This is a genomic window from Moorella sp. E308F (genome assembly GCF_006538365.1).
Classification (GTDB): Bacteria; Bacillota; DSM-521; order Neomoorellales; family Neomoorellaceae; genus Neomoorella.
The window spans coordinates 490,482-505,969 of sequence record NZ_BJKN01000002.1 but is presented as its reverse complement, the minus strand read 5'-3'; the positions used below and the strand labels follow the sequence as shown (position 1 = coordinate 505,969).

18 protein-coding genes and 1 pseudogene are annotated in these 15,488 nt (G+C 62.8%); all 19 read left to right on the top strand.

Annotation, left to right across the window (positions count from 1 at the left end; all coding sequences use genetic code 11):
• Window positions 1-277 precede the first annotated feature (277 nt).
• The 19 genes and pseudogenes from E308F_RS08940 to E308F_RS08855 all read left to right on the top strand — a co-directional run bounded on the left by E308F_RS08940 (window position 278) and on the right by E308F_RS08855 (window position 15,477).
• Window positions 278-2,122, top strand: coding sequence for a hypothetical protein (locus E308F_RS08940; protein WP_141264598.1), 1,845 nt, complete (start codon window positions 278-280; stop codon window positions 2,120-2,122).
• Window positions 2,123-2,174: 52 nt separating this feature from the next.
• A complete protein-coding gene (locus E308F_RS08935; RefSeq protein ID WP_141264597.1) occupies window positions 2,175-3,542 on the top strand; it encodes an amidoligase family protein in 1,368 nt (455 codons plus the stop codon).
• Window positions 3,543-3,621: 79 nt separating this feature from the next.
• Complete coding sequence (locus E308F_RS08930) at window positions 3,622-4,272, top strand: hypothetical protein (protein WP_141264596.1); 651 nt, start codon at window positions 3,622-3,624, stop codon at window positions 4,270-4,272.
• A 6-nt stretch (window positions 4,273-4,278) separates the two neighbouring features.
• Complete coding sequence (locus E308F_RS08925; protein WP_141264595.1) at window positions 4,279-5,307, top strand: DUF4417 domain-containing protein; 1,029 nt, start codon at window positions 4,279-4,281, stop codon at window positions 5,305-5,307.
• Between the two features lie 202 nt (window positions 5,308-5,509).
• Complete coding sequence (locus E308F_RS08920) at window positions 5,510-5,728, top strand: hypothetical protein (RefSeq protein WP_141264594.1); 219 nt, start codon at window positions 5,510-5,512, stop codon at window positions 5,726-5,728.
• Entirely contained in the window at window positions 5,721-6,614 is an 894-nt protein-coding gene (locus tag E308F_RS08915; RefSeq protein WP_141264593.1) for a DNA methyltransferase, read from the top strand. Before E308F_RS08920 ends, E308F_RS08915 begins: the two co-directional genes overlap by 8 nt.
• A 111-nt stretch (window positions 6,615-6,725) precedes the next feature.
• Window positions 6,726-6,989 (top strand): hypothetical protein, encoded by a 264-nt coding sequence (locus tag E308F_RS16545; RefSeq protein ID WP_253260432.1) that lies wholly within the window; start codon window positions 6,726-6,728, stop codon window positions 6,987-6,989.
• Window positions 6,973-7,191, top strand: a pseudogene (locus E308F_RS16905) (DNA methyltransferase); the annotation flags it as partial. The gene E308F_RS16545 and the pseudogene E308F_RS16905, both read left to right, overlap by 17 nt.
• An 18-nt stretch (window positions 7,192-7,209) precedes the next feature.
• Complete coding sequence (locus E308F_RS08905) at window positions 7,210-7,635, top strand: hypothetical protein (RefSeq protein ID WP_141264591.1); 426 nt, start codon at window positions 7,210-7,212, stop codon at window positions 7,633-7,635.
• A 19-nt stretch (window positions 7,636-7,654) separates the two neighbouring features.
• Entirely contained in the window at window positions 7,655-8,110 is a 456-nt protein-coding gene (locus tag E308F_RS08900) for a DUF4406 domain-containing protein (protein WP_141264590.1), read from the top strand.
• Between the two features lie 5 nt (window positions 8,111-8,115).
• Window positions 8,116-8,754: a metal-dependent hydrolase gene (locus E308F_RS08895; protein WP_172613635.1), complete on the top strand. Its 639-nt coding sequence runs from the start codon at window positions 8,116-8,118 to the stop codon at window positions 8,752-8,754.
• Between the two features lie 32 nt (window positions 8,755-8,786).
• On the top strand, window positions 8,787-9,158 hold the full coding sequence (locus tag E308F_RS08890) for a hypothetical protein (RefSeq protein ID WP_141264588.1): 372 nt from the start codon (window positions 8,787-8,789) through the stop codon (window positions 9,156-9,158).
• Window position 9,159: 1 nt separating this feature from the next.
• Entirely contained in the window at window positions 9,160-10,263 is a 1,104-nt protein-coding gene (locus E308F_RS08885) for a hypothetical protein (protein ID WP_141264587.1), read from the top strand.
• Window positions 10,244-10,513, top strand: coding sequence for a hypothetical protein (locus E308F_RS08880; protein WP_141264586.1), 270 nt, complete (start codon window positions 10,244-10,246; stop codon window positions 10,511-10,513). Before E308F_RS08885 ends, E308F_RS08880 begins: the two co-directional genes overlap by 20 nt.
• A gap of 322 nt (window positions 10,514-10,835) precedes the next feature.
• Window positions 10,836-11,462 (top strand): hypothetical protein, encoded by a 627-nt coding sequence (locus E308F_RS08875; protein WP_141264585.1) that lies wholly within the window; start codon window positions 10,836-10,838, stop codon window positions 11,460-11,462.
• Between the two features lie 21 nt (window positions 11,463-11,483).
• Window positions 11,484-13,046, top strand: a complete 1,563-nt coding sequence (locus E308F_RS08870; protein WP_141264584.1) for a type IV secretory system conjugative DNA transfer family protein — start codon at window positions 11,484-11,486, stop codon at window positions 13,044-13,046.
• 28 nt (window positions 13,047-13,074) lie between these two features.
• Complete coding sequence (locus E308F_RS08865) at window positions 13,075-13,893, top strand: hypothetical protein (protein ID WP_141264583.1); 819 nt, start codon at window positions 13,075-13,077, stop codon at window positions 13,891-13,893.
• Window positions 13,894-13,926: 33 nt separating this feature from the next.
• Entirely contained in the window at window positions 13,927-14,193 is a 267-nt protein-coding gene (locus E308F_RS08860; RefSeq protein WP_141264582.1) for a hypothetical protein, read from the top strand.
• A gap of 285 nt (window positions 14,194-14,478) precedes the next feature.
• A complete protein-coding gene (locus E308F_RS08855) occupies window positions 14,479-15,477 on the top strand; it encodes an S-layer homology domain-containing protein (RefSeq protein WP_141264581.1) in 999 nt (332 codons plus the stop codon).
• The last annotated feature ends 11 nt before the right edge of the window (window positions 15,478-15,488 follow it).

The following is a 15,488-nucleotide window of genomic DNA, read 5'->3' as shown; positions in this document are numbered from 1 at the left end:
TTGCCTCCGGTGTCCAACGGTGAACCGATGAACGACCTGTTATTCGGGTCAGCTTATCGTGGTTACATAACTATACTTTCCTTCTCCTCGGTCAAGGGTGGCCGAGGGTTTATTTTTTCGCTGGACCGCAAGTTAGAAAGCGAATATTGGGACGCCCGGAAACTCCTGGACTCCGGGCGTGAGGATGGCGGTTCCTAAGAACTGCCATCCTTATTTTTTTGGTCAAGTTTTGTCGATAAATGTCGGCAATTTCCAGGAAGAAAGGAGTGATCGTGTCATGCCCAAACGCAGAAGCGCTGCCGCCGTTTCCGGCCGCGGTGGTAGCGGCGGGTTCGTCGGTGGCGGAGGGAGCGGCGGCTCTGCGGCCGCCAGTTCCGGCGGCGGCGTGGCCGGGGCGATCCTGGACGAGCCGGCCGGCGAAGCCCGACCCTTAACGGGCGGAGACGCGGCCGCCCAGGGCGCGGCGGCCGGTAGTCCGGCCGGGGAGACGGCAGCGGGCGGTGTGCCAGCTGGCGGAACGGCCGCGGGCGGTGAAACGGGCGGCGCGGCCATACAGCTGCCGGAAAGGATGCCCCGGCACGACCGGGAGGTCGTCTTCCGGGACGGGTACGCTGACAGGCTAAATCGTCTCTTGCAATATGATGCCGGCGAAGTCCGGCGGTTCAACGACCTCTGGGGCCGTTACGACCGCGGCGACGAGCTGACCCCGGAAGAGCGGGGCGAGCTGTACGAGTACCTGCGCCGGAGGATGGTCAACCCGGAAAGGCAATTGCGCTGGGCGCTGGAGAACGGGGATGACAGCAGGGCGAGAGAAGCCGCCCGCGATTTCGCATTCCGCTACGGCCAGCTGGAAAGGTTCGTGGACAGCGAGCTGCCCGTCAGCGGGCAGGAAGCCCTGGCGCCCTACCGGGACAGGCTGCCGCTGGCTATGAGCCTGTCGGCCGAAGACGATTTTCAGCCTTCGTACCTCGCGTCCGCTTCCGCGGGTACGCTCGGCGAAGCGGTAGCTTTTCAGGTAAGGGACCTAGGGCGGACGCGGGCAGATTTGATGGGCCTCGCGGCTTCGGCCGAAGATTTCCGGGCCGTCACGCCCAAATACGCCGAGCTTGAGCGGCGGCTGGCCGCGGCGCGGGAGACGGCGGCGGAATACGAGCGGCGCGGCGAGCGTGTGCCGCCGGAGCTGGAGCGGGAGATAAGGCTGGCCGAGCGGTGGTCCCAATCGGCCCGGGAGACGTCCGACGTCTTGCGGGCGCGGGCCGGCCGATTAAACTTTGCCAGCGAGGAGCGGCGGAACGGCTTCACGGTGAGCCGCCGCGCCGTCACTCTCCCCGAGCCGCCGCCGCGTGAGGCATTGGCTTCACCCGAGATGCGAGGGGCAGCTTCGCGTATTTTCTTTAGTGTTCCACGCCGGGGGCGGACAGCGGACCTCACCAGGCATCTGCGGAGGCTGGGGATACCCTACGCCGCTTCCCCCGACGCTCCCCCTGGGACGGTCGTCCACATCAATTGGGGCAGCGGCGGGACGTTCGGCGGGGGCGTGGCGAACCGCGACACCTCCGGCGCGGCCGACAAGGTCGAAATGCTCCGCCGCCTCGGCGACCTCGCCCCGCGGTCGACTTTCGACGTCCGGGAAGCGGAGCGGCTGTTCGGCAGCCGCGTGGTGGCCAAGCGGGCGTCCGGCTCCCGGGGAGAAGGTAAAGAGGTCGTTGACCTGGGCACGGACGAAGGCCGCCGCAGGGCCTACGCCTACGATTTCTTCCAGGAATTCATACCGGAAAGGGACGAATACCGCGTGACCCTTTTCGGCGAAGAGGTTTTGACGGCCCACCGCAAGAACGCCGTGCCCGGCTCCAGCCCGGAAGACCTCGCCCCGGAGCGGGTGTACGAGAGGGTACGGCGGCTGCCCCGCGAGGCCGTCGAGGCCGCCAAGGAGGCGCGGCGGCGGTGCGGCCTGGACCTGGCCGGGGTTGACCTCATACGGGACCGGCGGGACGGGCGGTGGTACGTCTTGGAAGTCAACGCCGCGCCGGGTATGGGCGAAGAGACGCTGGCCCGGCTGGTCCAGGTAGTCGCCGGAAGGCTGGCGGACCAAAATCAGGGAGAGGTGATCGAAAGTGCCTAAGCGCAGGAGCGGAGCGGCCGCTTATGCGGGCGGCGGTGGCGGCGGCGGAGGGATGACCGCATCTGGCGCAGGGGCTGGCGGCGGGACGGCCGCCGCGTCCGGCGGCGCCCCGTTAGAGGTCGCGCCGGAGCCCGTCGTCGTCAACAACGTCTATTCCCGGACGCGGAGACGTTCCGAGAACGTGACGGTCAGTTTCACCGGCCCCATGGCGGCCGTCGTCCACAGCGGCAGCGGCCACGTTTACAATGTGGTCTGCGAACCCGGGCGTTATTCGTGCGAGTGCCCGGATTTCACGATCAGGCACCACCGCGACCCCAACTACGCATGCCGGCACGTGCTGGCGGCGTTGAGAGCTGCGGGCCAGGCGGCGCCCGGAAATGTGGCGGCGGCGTCGGCGGCCGCGGAGGCCGCGGCGGCACACGTGCCCAGGCGGGCGGAAGACGCGGCCGCGACCGGACGGCAAGACAGCGTGGCCGGGGTCTGGGCGGAAGGCACGGCGTCTTACGCCGCCGCCGGCCAGGTCGAGCCGGAAATCGTGGCGGCGGACGACGCGGCGTTCGCGGAGCTCTGGCAGCAGGCCCAGAACCCGCCGGAATACCTGTATTCGGACGTCTTGCCCAACCCGAACATGACGTTCGGGGTGGAGATCGAGTTCGACGGCGGCGACCGGCAGGCCATCGCCCGCGACCTGTACGAGGAAGGGCTCATCGCTTCGCCGTGGCAGAGCGGGTACCACGGCGGCCGGAGCAACCCAAACCTCTGGGCGTTCGAGACGGACGCTTCCGTGACCGGCGGCGAGCTCGTCTCCCCGGTTTTCCGCGACACGCCCACGGCGTGGCAGCAAATCGAGAAAGTCTGCGAGATCGTCCGGCGGCACGGCGGGCAGGCGACGGCCCGCTGCGGCGGCCACGTCCACATCGGCACGGCCGCACCCCTCGATTCCCGGAACCGCCGCTGGGACAGGCTGTTACGGCTCGTCAAGGCCAACGAAGACCTTTTGTTCCGGATGGCTGCGGGCGGCGAGTCCGGCGGCACGCACCGCGGCACCAGCTACGTGGTTCCTGTGGCCAACAGGGAGACCCTGGACAACACCGGCCACTACCACGCCGTCAACAAGCGCCGCGAGACGGTCGAATTCCGCTATTTCAACGGCACCCTCGACCCGCGGCAGATCCAGACGAACGTCCGCATCGCAGCCGGACTGGTGGACACGGCCGCAAAAGACGACCCGGCGGTTGACAGCCGCATACCGGACCGCGTCCTCGCCCGGGGCACCCAGGCGCGGCGGCAGACAATTGGCGGCGAGCCTGAAAACCACAGCGTGGTGAGGGAATTCCTGGACACGGTGTTCACCCGCGCCCGCGACAAAGCGGCCGCCCTCTGGCTATATGCCACGAGCCGGTGGCAGCCAGCGTCGTAAAAAGTCAAGTATTCATCTTTTTTGTCGATATGCTATAATGTAATAAAAAGGAAAAATTGGTAATAAGGAGATGTTTGATTTGAGCGGTCTGATAGGAAAGAAACTGCGCTATTTCCACCCGCTGGACCGGGAATACAAGCCGGTCTTCCCCTTCGTGGCCGACGTCGAGAACGGGGAGACGAAAATTGAGGCCGACGGCCCCTACGCCCTGGTCTGCGGGGTCGTGGGCGTCGAATACTACGATTGCGAGACGGAAGACGCATGCTGGTACATGCGGGCGGACTACGCCGCCAAGACGGCGGCTTTCGTCACGGCGATGGGCACGCCCGTGCTGGTGACGGACAGCACGCTGCCGCCGGACAAGCCGGTGTGGGCGCCGGAAGGCAAAGATCCTGCCCACACCATCTACATCGATTCCGACTGGACCTTCATCGCGTCTCTCCACAACATAGGCGACATCACCCTGTACGAGCGGGCGGGCGTGAAGGCCTTCAGCGAGGAGCGTCCTCTGCCGAAATGCGAGGGGTGCGTCTATTTCGACGCGGCGGGGGACTATTGCCGCCTCTTCGACACGGAGAGCATCACCGAGCTCCGGCCGGCGTGCATAGACGGGATCGACAGGGAAAGCGTGCCGTCGATCGAGGCTGAACCGGGGATGGAATACCGCCGGGTGGGGAAGATCGTGATACCTGAGTTTCGGTTTAAGAAATTTTACCAGCGGAAGAGTTGATGTTTTATGCTCTGCGGCGAATGCGGCGGCTGCCCGGCATACCTGGACGGCTTCTGCTCGGGCTGTCCGGGCTGCGGCAGGCTGTCTCTGAAATGCGAGCCGGGCAGGCAGTGCCGGGCGTGCGGCTACATCTGCCCGGACCGGCCCGGCGTCTGGGACGCCGTCTACGGGAAATATAAGGGGCTGGCCCTCCCAGCGGGGGAGGTAGTTTCGCCGGACCTTCCGCCCTACCTCCCCGTCGTGACGGCGCCTCTGCACGAAAGGCCGGGGCCAAATGATCTGCCGTGGGCGGCGGTCCACGGCGGCAAGTTCCGTGTCCGGGCGTGGGAAAAAGGGATCCGGGAGACGGCCGGGCTGCCGGAAGGGACGGAGGTTATCCTGGACCTCTACGTCCCCGACGAGGCCATCAAAAGTTTCTTAAAGCGGAAGGACCGTTGGCCGGCGGCCCTCAAGGCCAACCGGGCGGCGGCTTTCGCGCCCAACGTGTCGGTCTACGAGGATTCCCCCAGGATGGAGCACCTTCTGGCCATGAAGGCTTCGGCCCTGGCCGCCCTGGAGTTTTCCAAGGCGGGCATCCCGGTCGTCGTCGACGTTTCGTGGTACGAAAAGGCCGACCTGGACAGGTGGGCGGCGTTCATAAGGGAAAGCGGCGCGGGGTGCGCCGCTTTTTCCTTCCAGACGGTGGGCCGGCAGAACAAGGGCGGCTCCGCGTGGAAAGGGTACCTGGCCGGTTTCCGGTATTTCTGCTCCCTGGTCCCGCCGTCCGTGCGGGTGGCGGTGGTGGGGGCGGTCTCGCCCCAAAGGCTCCCGGCCGTCGCCGCCGCGGCCGGAAAACGGCCTTTGACCCTGGTGGACACAGTGAGCTTCGTCTCGGCGCGGCGGGGCATGCTCGTCTTTTCGTCCCGCGCCAGAGACGCCCGGAAAGAGGGCAGGGATATGCCGCTGGACCGGCTTTTCTTTGAGAACGCCCGGCGGGTAAAGGGGTTTTGGGAAGGATTGCTCGGGGGCAAAAGCGAGGGAAGGTCGGAAAATTGAACCAGGTGGTGATTTTGCATTGCCCCGAATGCGGCTCCCGCGGGCTTTTGCACGGCCCTTTTCGCGGTTTGATGTATTGCTCTGATTGCGGATGGGCCGGGGGTTGGAATGAATGTACGCCGGATTTCCGGCTGCTCTGCGATAAGGCCTGTGCCCGGGCGGAAAGAAAGCTCAAGGAGTCTGTGCCGTGGGGGGAAGCCAAGTGAAACGGTATTGTTACTGGTGCGACAAAGATGTGGATTACCGTACAGTGGAAAAGGTTGCGACGGTGGAAATCCGGGGCGTTCGCGTAGCCTACCCGGCTAAAATCGCTCTCTGTTGCGAGTGCGGGAAGGAAATCTACGTGCCGGGGTTTGACGACGCGAACATAGAAAACGCCCAGCGGGCGTACCGGGAAAAGGTGGAAAAAGGTTATGCCTGATTTCGAGGTTCGTTGCGGCGACTGCCGCGAATTGCTTAAAAGTTTACCCGACGAGTCGGTCGACCTCATCCTCACCTCGCCCCCATATTGGTCGCTCCGCGACTACGGCCCGGCGGCCGAAACGGTGTGGGGCGGGGAACCGGGGTGCGCCCACGAGTGGGAGCGGCACCCGGAAGGGTGGCCGAACCGCGGCGGGGAACCGCGCGGTGGCGAGGCGAAGAGGCCTGAATTGAATTGGGAGAAAACGCCCCCCAGTGGCGCTTTCTGCCGCAAATGCGGCGCGTGGCGTGGGCAATTGGGCCTGGAGCCGGATTGGCGGATGTACGTCGACCACTTGCGGGAAATCTTCAGCGAGTGCCGCCGCGTACTCAAAAAGAGCGGCAACCTGGCGGTCGTCCTCGGCGACACTTTCGCCCGCAACCCCGCCAAAGGCGGCAGCGGGCCGGGGTCGAAAGAGCAGGCTTACCCAAGTGCCCGCCCGCGGACAGCCCGAACCGATCCGGATAAAATGAAACTCGGCATACCATGGCGGGTACGCTTTGTTCTTAATGACGACGGGTGGATAAGCAGGGATGACATTATCTGGAGAAAGAGCAACTGCATACCCTCTTCTGTCCGCACCAGGTTCAGCACGGTCTATGAGGCCGTGTTTCGTTTTATCAAGGATACCACTCCCGGCCCCTACGCCCAGATCCGCTCTTCGGCCCCGCCGGAAATCGAGCGGGAATTCAGGCGGCGCTGTTCGGCGTGGGGTTCGGTCGGCGTCTTACCCTTGGAGAGGTGCGAGACGGATTGGCGACAGCACCTCGTCCGTCTGGACACTTATTTCGACTTGGACGCCGTGCGCGAGCCGCACGCTTCTTCGACGAATGCCCGCTATTTGTAAAGAACGTTTTCCGTTCAGACCGGCGGGCCGAAAGCGGAAGCCTTTCTGGAAGCGGCGACGAGAAAAGAGCGCCATAGCCGCTTGATACACTTATCCGGCAGGGAAAGGGTGATGCGGGAATTGGGCTTAGGCGGTGGCCCGCCCCCGGGTCAGGAATTGCTGTTCCTGGATTGGGAATTGGACCGCCCGGAACAAGAACGTGAAAAAGGGAAATACGCCGCCGCTTCTCTGCGGCCGGACGTCGACGGGCTGCACGACAACCGCTGGCCGGAATATTTTCACCCCTACGGCAAAAACCCTGGCGACGTATGGACTCTGCCCACGGCCGCTTTTAAAGGAGCCCATTTCGCCGTGTTCCCCCCTGGCCCTGACTGAACGGCTGGTCGCGGCCCTTTGCCCGCCCGGCGGCCTCGTGCTCGACCCGTTCTGCGGCAGCGGCACGGCGCTTTTGGCCGCCGCACGGCTGGGCCGCAGAGGTTTGGGATTCGAGGTGAACCCGGAATACGCGGAGATGGCCCTCAGACGTGTTGCGGCTGAGGCGGTGCAGGGAAGGTTTAGCTTTAATGAAAATTGTTAGGCGAAGGCGGGGTTGTTTATGCGGGAATTAGTTGAAGATATTTTGGTGCATATTGGATCTATCTTAATGTGGATCTTTATCGTGATTCTTTTTTTGTCGGTCTTAGGCGGATTGCACTGGGTGGATGCCAAAGATAAGCGCGCTTTTGAGGCCGTCCCGGTCGTCCTTGAAACGAAGCTGGGGGTGGAGGTTGAATACAGTGGGCATAAAATCGTCTACACAGGTTTGAGCCACAGCTACCCGCAGTATGACGACATTAACCTGCTGGTCGACGGCAAGCCTTTGACCCTTTCGCCGCGGGCGTCTTTGGACGAGGTGGGGGCGGGTTGGAATCCGCGTTACGCTTTTTTTCTGCCGGACGGCCGGAGGCTGATCTTGAAGGAAGTTTCGAAGGACCGATCTGTTTTGAAATGGACGGACGTCGATTGGAGCCAGAACAAATAGCGGAAAGGAGCGGGTTCAGATGCAGAACGATTTGCTGAAAGAATTTGAAGATATGATAGCTAAATACGGCCATATCGGGTCGACGTCGACATATTTTGGGAATCTCACCCCGGAATTCCCTGCCGAAAGTCCTCTCGTTTGTCCCGTACCTACCGCGATCGAGCGGCCGAAGCTGGTCTACGTCGCCCACCCTTTCGCCGATGACCCGGAAGGGAACAAGGCGAAAGCGGCGGAGATATGCCGCCGGATCGCCGCCACGTATCCGGGCGTCGTGCCGATATGCCCCATCCTGGTGTTTGGTTTTCTCCGCGAACCGGCGGAAAGGAGGTTGGCTTTAATGTTTTGTCTCGCTTTGGTTGAACGGTGCGACGAGCTGTGGCTGGCCGGGGAATGGGAAAAGTCGGGAGGCTGCTGGCTGGAGCGGCAGAAGGCGCAGATGTTGGGGATGCCGATAATCGACTATCGCGAAGGATGATTCTAATGACCGCCAGAACCCACGCCCTGGGCGGCTTCACGGCCGCCCTTTTGCTCGCCAAAACCGGTTGCCTCGGCCCATACTGGTTGTCGCTGGCGGCCGTCGGAGCGCTGGGCGGCCTTCTGCCGGACGTCGACCACCCCGGCAGCTACGTGGGCCGCAGGGTACCCATCGTGTCAGACGCGGTCGAGATGGCTTTCGGCCACAGAGGCGCGACTCACAGCCTGCTGGCCGTTTTTTTGTTTTACGCCGCGGCCCGGCTGACGGCCCTGCGGTTTTTAGGCGGGAGCGTGGCTGGGCCCTTGGCCCTCGCCCTGGCCGCCGGGTACTTGAGCCACCTGCTCCTCGACATGCTCAACCCCCAGGCCGTGCCGTTGTTCTGGCCTTGGAAAGCCCGGGCGCGGTTCCCGCTGCCGCCTATTATCCCCACCGGTGGCCTCCTGGAGACGGTGGCCGTCCGGGGCGGTCTTTACGCGGCCGCGGCGTACCTCGGCTACGCCCAGGTAGCGGGCGGCGCGTTTAATTTCGCCCTGCCCGGCGGCGTGCATTTGGGCGGGCCGCTGGGGGAGGCATTGGTGCGGGGGTGGCGGAGGTTTGTGGCTGACCTTTTAGACGTGGTGAGGTGTTTTTTAGGCCAATTGTGAAGTAAAGCACAAGGTTGGTGGGGTTGTTGGACATGCTCAAGGAGTTTCCCTGGCTGAACGGTTGTTTGGGGCCGGACGGCAGACGCCGGAAGGCATGTCCGGCGTGTGGCCGGGAAACCGTTGATTGGCGGGGCGTCTGCGCCGCCTGCGGGTGGCGGGGCCGCCCGGTGTGGATGCGGTCGCTGCGGCGGCACCACCGGCAGCGTGTCATTAAACGGCGGTTCGAAATTCGGAAAAACTCTTGGCGTTTGCGGCGGGCGGAGGATCCGCTGGTTGACAAGCCCGGCAAACTGGCAAAATGGAACTTGTCGTGCAGTTGCTGGTTGTGCAAGTGGGAGAAAAAGGCAGGAAAGGAAAAACCGAAATATGCCGTTCTGAAACAATTATTCCTGGAAGCACAATAGAATGCTGACCGGCAGTTTTTGGCATCAAAAGTCAAAAAATGTCAAAGGGCAGTACATACCAAGAAAGGGGTCTTTCTCCGTGCCGTTATTCAACTTCTCCATATTCAACCGCAGCCGCGAGGACCCGCGCGAGTATTTCAAACTTTTGCCGGCCAACGACTACGAGTACGACGCCCGCGCGGCCCTCAACCTTTTTTACCTGATGGCCGGGGTGAACAAAAAGGCGTCTCTCTTGGGGCCGCCGCCGTTCCGCTTTCTCGCCCACGTCGCCCGCGGACGGGTGGCCCTTTATTTCGGGTGCCCGCCGGAATACGTTGGGGTCGTGCGGGGGGCGTTCGCCGGGGCGTACCCCCGCGTGTCCCTCGCCCCCGCCTCCAGTCCCGCTGCGGGCTGGACGGGCGGGGCGCTGACCGAGTTTTACGCAGCGGGCGGCAAATTCCTGCCCTTCCGCAGGCTCCAGGGACCGCCGTCCGTCCTGGTCGCCGTGCTGACGGCCCTGGGCGCCGGGCGGGACGCGCCCGTGGAAGCGCTCCTCGACGTCTGCTTCGCCCCGTTGCCGGAAGGCAAGATGCGCGAGCAGGCCGAGGCCGAGGCCCGGCGCTACGTGGGCGTCCAGTCCAGCGACGTCTGGGGCGAGATAAAAGACGCGCTCCTGTCCCCGGCCGCCGGGCCGGCGAACCGCGGCAGGGCGGCGGACGCCCGCCGCATCCAGAACGAAGTGAGGGCGTTGAACCCCTCCCGGGCGATGGCGGCGGACGAGATGCGGTCGCGGTTTTTGCCCCCGGAGCGGGTGTACGAGGCGACGGTCCGCATGGCGGCGCGGGGCGGGCCGAAAGGCGCGGCCGAAAAGTTCGTCGCGGACGCGGCGTCGGCCGTGGCCGCGATGTCGTATTTGAACAGGATGGAGCGTTCCGGCCGGCACGGCCACGGCGACCGGGTGGCACTGGGCGGCTTCGGGGAGAAAGCGGTCATGACCGGCAGCGAATTGGCCAACCTGGTCGTGGTGCCGGGACCCGATTCCCCGCTGTGGGCGGCATTAGAGCGCGACGTGGCCCGGACGGCCGCACCGCCGGGGATGTTACTGGGTGATGATCAGGATTTTTGAATCTAGCATATCCGCAAAACAAACCGCATCACAAAAACAAGGTGGTGTTTTAATGCAAGGAATTTTGGACAAATACTATAGGTTTCTCAGCAAATTAGATACGCCGATGGTGGAAATAGGGGTCGGCCATTTTAAACGGCCGGATGGCAACGTGGATTATGTGGCCAAGTGTTCTTTTAACTTGGGATTTTTGGTGTTGTTAGTGTTGTTAATTTCATTAGTTTGTTGGGGTATCGATGTGACAATTTGATTGAAAGTTACTTCTAACCTAATTGAAAGGGTGACAACGTGTGAAAGTGACGCCGGAAGAATTGGAAAAATACCTGAACGGCAAAGACGGGCAAAAGCCGGCCGGAAAGTCCGCCGACGGCGACAGCAAATACGCTGAAGACGCCGGCGTTAAGGGGCTTTCCGCCGGGCAAGAGGTCCGAGGGGGGAGCGGCACGGCCTCACCCACTAAAGCCGGGACCGGCAACGGGCGAGCGGCCGCGGGCGGGCCACCCGTTTCGGCCGGAAAGCAGGAAAAATCGCCGGAAACCACGGGCCTGCCGGACGACCTCGCCGGCGACGAATTGTTTGCGGCGGAGCTGGAAGCCGAAGCGGCGGCTCTGCCGGAGGTGCACGTCTTCCGGGTGGCCATTAACCACGAGAACGGAGCTTTTGATTACCCGGACGGGCGTTCGAGCGACGTTCTGGAGGGTTTTCTGGTCCGCTGGGACAACCGCAGGGTGCGTTGGGGCGACGGGGGGATAGCATGTTTGAGCCGGGACGGCAAGAGGGGGCGTCTCGCAGACGGAACGGTCGTGGAATGCGCCCGGTGCGTTCATTCCGGCCAATGCGTATTTTCGCCGCGCCTCTATTTCGTGCCTGCGGTCGACGTGCGGGAGCTTTTGTATTTTGACGTTCCATCCGGCCAATCCAGCGGTTTTTACCGCTTCGTCAATTCCGTCGTCCGCGGCGCGGGCGGCGGCCCGGCCCGGCCGCTGTCGTCCGTCGTGACTAGGGCGCGGCTCGAAAAACGCGAGGGGCGGCGGGCGGCCAGGCTGGCTTTCGAGGTTGTTCGCCCGGCGGCTGGCCGGGAGGAATGGCGGGAAATCCTGGCCCTGCGTGACGAGCTTCTGCCCTACGCTCTGGAAGAGGGCGGCGGGAACGCGGGAGAAGCCGCGGCCGGGCCGTCGCTGGAAGACGTGGTGTTTTAAATTAAGGACGGTGTTTACCGCATGCGCATCCGTCTCGGCCTTTCCGACCACGCGGAAAAGCTCGACCAACCAATTTACTTCCCCATGGAACACCTTATGAAGCACGCCTTCATCTGCGGGAAGACCGGCTCCGGCAAGACGGTGACCCTCTTAAACTGGTGCCTGTCCATGGCGGAAAACCTCGCCCGCGACCCGGACCGCGCGGCCGGGTTCACCTTCATCGACCCCCACGGCGACGCGGTGAACGACCTCCTCGAACGGCTCCCGGACGGGGTGGCCGACCGGGTGCACGTATTGCATTTCCGCGACACCGACCGGCCGCGGGGGTTTAACCTCTTAGAAGCCCCGCCCGGTCTAGAGGAAGTGACGGTGGGGGCGTTTGTGGACATGCTCCGCGACCTTTTCCCGATGGGGACGGGCTACCGCATGGAGCACATCCTGAAGAACGCCCTCTTGACCCTCGCGCGGGTCGGCGGCCAGACGATACTCTCTCTGGAGCCGCTCCTGTCGAGCGAGAGCCTGCGGGCCGCGACGCTGCCGAAGATAGCCGACGACCCGGTGCTCCGCAGCTTCTGGGAGAACCAGTTCCCGGCGTTCGCCAAGAAGGCGGGGGAGACCCTGGGACCGATATGGAACAAGCTGGGAGCGTTCGCCACCTACCCCCGCGTCCGGCGGGTGGTGGGCCAGCCGAAGAGCACTATCGACCCTTTGAGGGTCATGGACGAGGGGCACATCCTGCTGGTCGACCTGTCGGGCGCCGGGGAAGACGTGACGCCGCTCATGGGCGGCGCCCTGGTCAACAGGTTCCACTTCTCGGCCCTGTCCCGCGCCGGGCGGCCCAGGGAGGGGCGGCGGCCGCACGTGCTGATCGCCGACGAGGTCCACAACTACGCCACCCGGGTCATGGCCAACATCCTGTCGGAAGACCGGAAATTCGGCCTGGGGTTCGTCATAGCGACCCAGTATTTGGAGCGCATCCCCGAAGACGTGCTCGAAGGCATCCTGGGCAACGTGGGGACGATGGTAGTCCTCTACGTGGAAGAAGAGAACGCCCGCCGGCTGGTGAAATACTTCCCCGGCTTCACCACGGCCGACCTGGTGCAGAGGAAAGCCCTCCACGCCGCCATCCACACGACGGCCGTGGGTTCGCCGGTCGTGTTCACCATGCGCAACCCCATCCCGCCACCCGGCGACAAAGAGAAAGCGCGGCGGCTGCTCGCCCTTTCGGACCAGCGGGACGGCGTTCCGGCGGGGCGTGTCGACGCTTACGTCGCGCGTCTGTTCGCCCTCGCCCACGGCGGGGAGGGCGGCGGTGCGGCGGCGGGCACGCCCGTGCCGGCGGCTGCCGGGGACGCCGTAGCGGGCAAAGGAAACGGCGGGGCCGTTCCGGGGGCCGGCAGCGGCGGCCGCCGCACCGAAAGCAAGGTCGACGCCGCGGCGGAAGCGAACGGCAGCGGCGGGGCGACAGGCCGGGGCGCGGCCGGAAAACGCCGCCCCGGTGCGGGGGACGACAGCGGCGGCAACGGCCAGGGCCGCGCTCCCGCGGTCGACCCTGTGGCGAAATTGTTTCGGAAAATAGGGTAAACAAAAAAAATAGAAGGGAGTTTTATCCATGATCAAACCTGAAGGCTTTTCTGCGGCGAAGCGCGACGTCCAAAAAATGCTGTGGGCCGCCAAAGAGCGCGGCACGACGTTGGAAGCGGTGGTAACCAAAGTCACCACTTTAAACGACCAGCCCGTCTGGGAGATCGAATTTGCAGACTTTCCCGACGTCAAAGGGTTCGTGCCCTTTTCGGAGATGGGCGTCGAAACGCAGCGCCTCGCTTTCCGCTTCGCCGGGCAGACGGTGAACGTGAAAGTCAAAGAGGTCAAAAGCGACGACGAGGGCGGCGCGGTGGCCGTATGCTCCCGCTCGGCCGCCGTGGCCGAAGCGCGGAAGGAATTAACAGGCTCCCTCAAAGAAGGCCAGACCATAGACTGCGTGGTCAAAGCCATCCTGCCCCGCGAGGGGGAAACCCCGGCCCGGCTCCTTGTCGACATCGGCGGCGGCGTGCTCGTCGAGGTGCCGCGCGTGCGGGCCACGTGGAGTCGGACGATGCCCCTCGGGGCGTTGTTCAAAATCGGGGAAGCCGTTAAGGCTAAAGTGCTCCGGGTCGACGCCGAAAAAGGCACGGTCGAAGTGTCTATCAAGGACGCCCGGCCCGACCCGTGGGAGACGGCCTCGTTCAAGCGGGGCGATTTCGTGACCGGCGTGGTGGCTTCCACGGACGGCTCCCGCGTGTGGGTCGAGGTGTCGCCCGGCATCGTGGGCCTGGCTTCGTACCCGCTGCGCGGCGAGGTCGGCCGCGGCGACCGGGTGGCGTGCGCCGTGGCAAAGTTCGACCGGGAAAACCGGAAGTTGAGGTTGCGGCTCCGGGGTGTGTTAGCTTAAAGGTCAGCCGTATGAAGAGGCGGTTGAAAGACAATGGGTTCGATAATACGTTATTACCTTCCCAAAGATTGGCAAATTTTGTATGAAGGCATAATAATGCGCGGACCATACAAAGGGCAAGAAGGGGTTCATGCAGAAATAGGGTTTCTCGAAGATTGGGCGAGCAGCGGCACGATAGAAGCAGATATTCCAAAGGTAATATATGAAAAACTCCTGTCGGGAGAATACGTCTTTAAAAGAACCAGTCACTGGGATTGGGGCATTTTCGACGCAAACGGGAACCAAGTTTGGGGCGGGTAGGAAAGCGAAAAATTGCGTAATTCGACATTTTTCGGGGCTAAAAGGTGACAATTTGTTCAGTTGAGGTATAGCGACATATTATCATTTAATAATGATAATAACATAATTTGTAATTACAGAAAGGAGATGGTAATATAAAGTCAAAGAAGGTCAAAGTCGTCAGCAAAAGGATTTCCGGCATTTGGTGTCCAATAGTTTCCTGGCATACTGCAGCGGCCATCCCCGCACGCACGGGCCGGCACGGGGGTGGCCCCACAAATAAAAAAATTTTTTGGAGGGATTCTCGTGAACGTCAGAAAAATTGCCGTATCGTTGTCGCTTTTCCTGGTTTTGACGCTGTCCGTAGCCTTGCCCGCCGCCCGCGCCGAGATGGAATACCGTTTCAGCGATAAAGGTTCCATTGACACTGATTTCGCATGGGGCAAAGACGACATAGTAGAGGCCATTGATTTTGAACTATATGGGGGCTATCCGGACGGGACTTTGAGGCTGGGCGACAACATGACCCGCGCCGAGTTCGCGGCCGTGCTGAACCGCATCGTTGACGCCGGGGGCACGCCGGGGCCGAACTGGTACGACGGGGCCGTGGACGGCCTGGTAAAGGCGGGGGTAATCCCCGACAAAGGCGGGAATTGGGATGCCGCCATTACCCGGCTGGAGGCGGCGAAGTGGCTGGGCAGGCTTGCTAAGGTCTACCAAGTGGCGGTGAAGGACCAGGGCGCGACCTTCACGGACACCTCCGACCCGAACGCCATCTACGCCAGCAAGACTGGCCTGATGAAAGGCGTCAGCCCCGGCGTCCTGGGGGCCGACCAGAACCTGCTGCGGGGTGAGGCGGCGGTGCTGCTGCTCAGGGTGGCGAAGGGCGTAGATAATAATTTGCCTTTGGATGATGAGTTGATACAAGCGGCTAAAGAAGCGTTGGAAGATATTAATGCCAATGCCGCCGATTTCGAGGCACGTCGTAATGTGGATTTGAGCTTTTACGACAAGCTGCCCTACAAACGGGTCACAAGGAATTACTTTGAGGGTGAGCGGAAATTCATGTACGCCTGGCGGGATGACGGGCGGAAAAATTACCAGATAACAAAAAGCGAAATAAAGGTAGCTGTAAAACACAATGCTGTCGCTATTGTGATAGCAAAAATCGAAACTGAGAGTGGATATAAAGGGATCGTGATTTCCCGCTTCAAGAAAATTGACGGCCGCTGGATGATGACGCAAGGCGGACCGCCTGAGAATAGAGATTTAAAATACCTGCAATTGGTAGGCATAATAAAATAAATTCAGAGGAG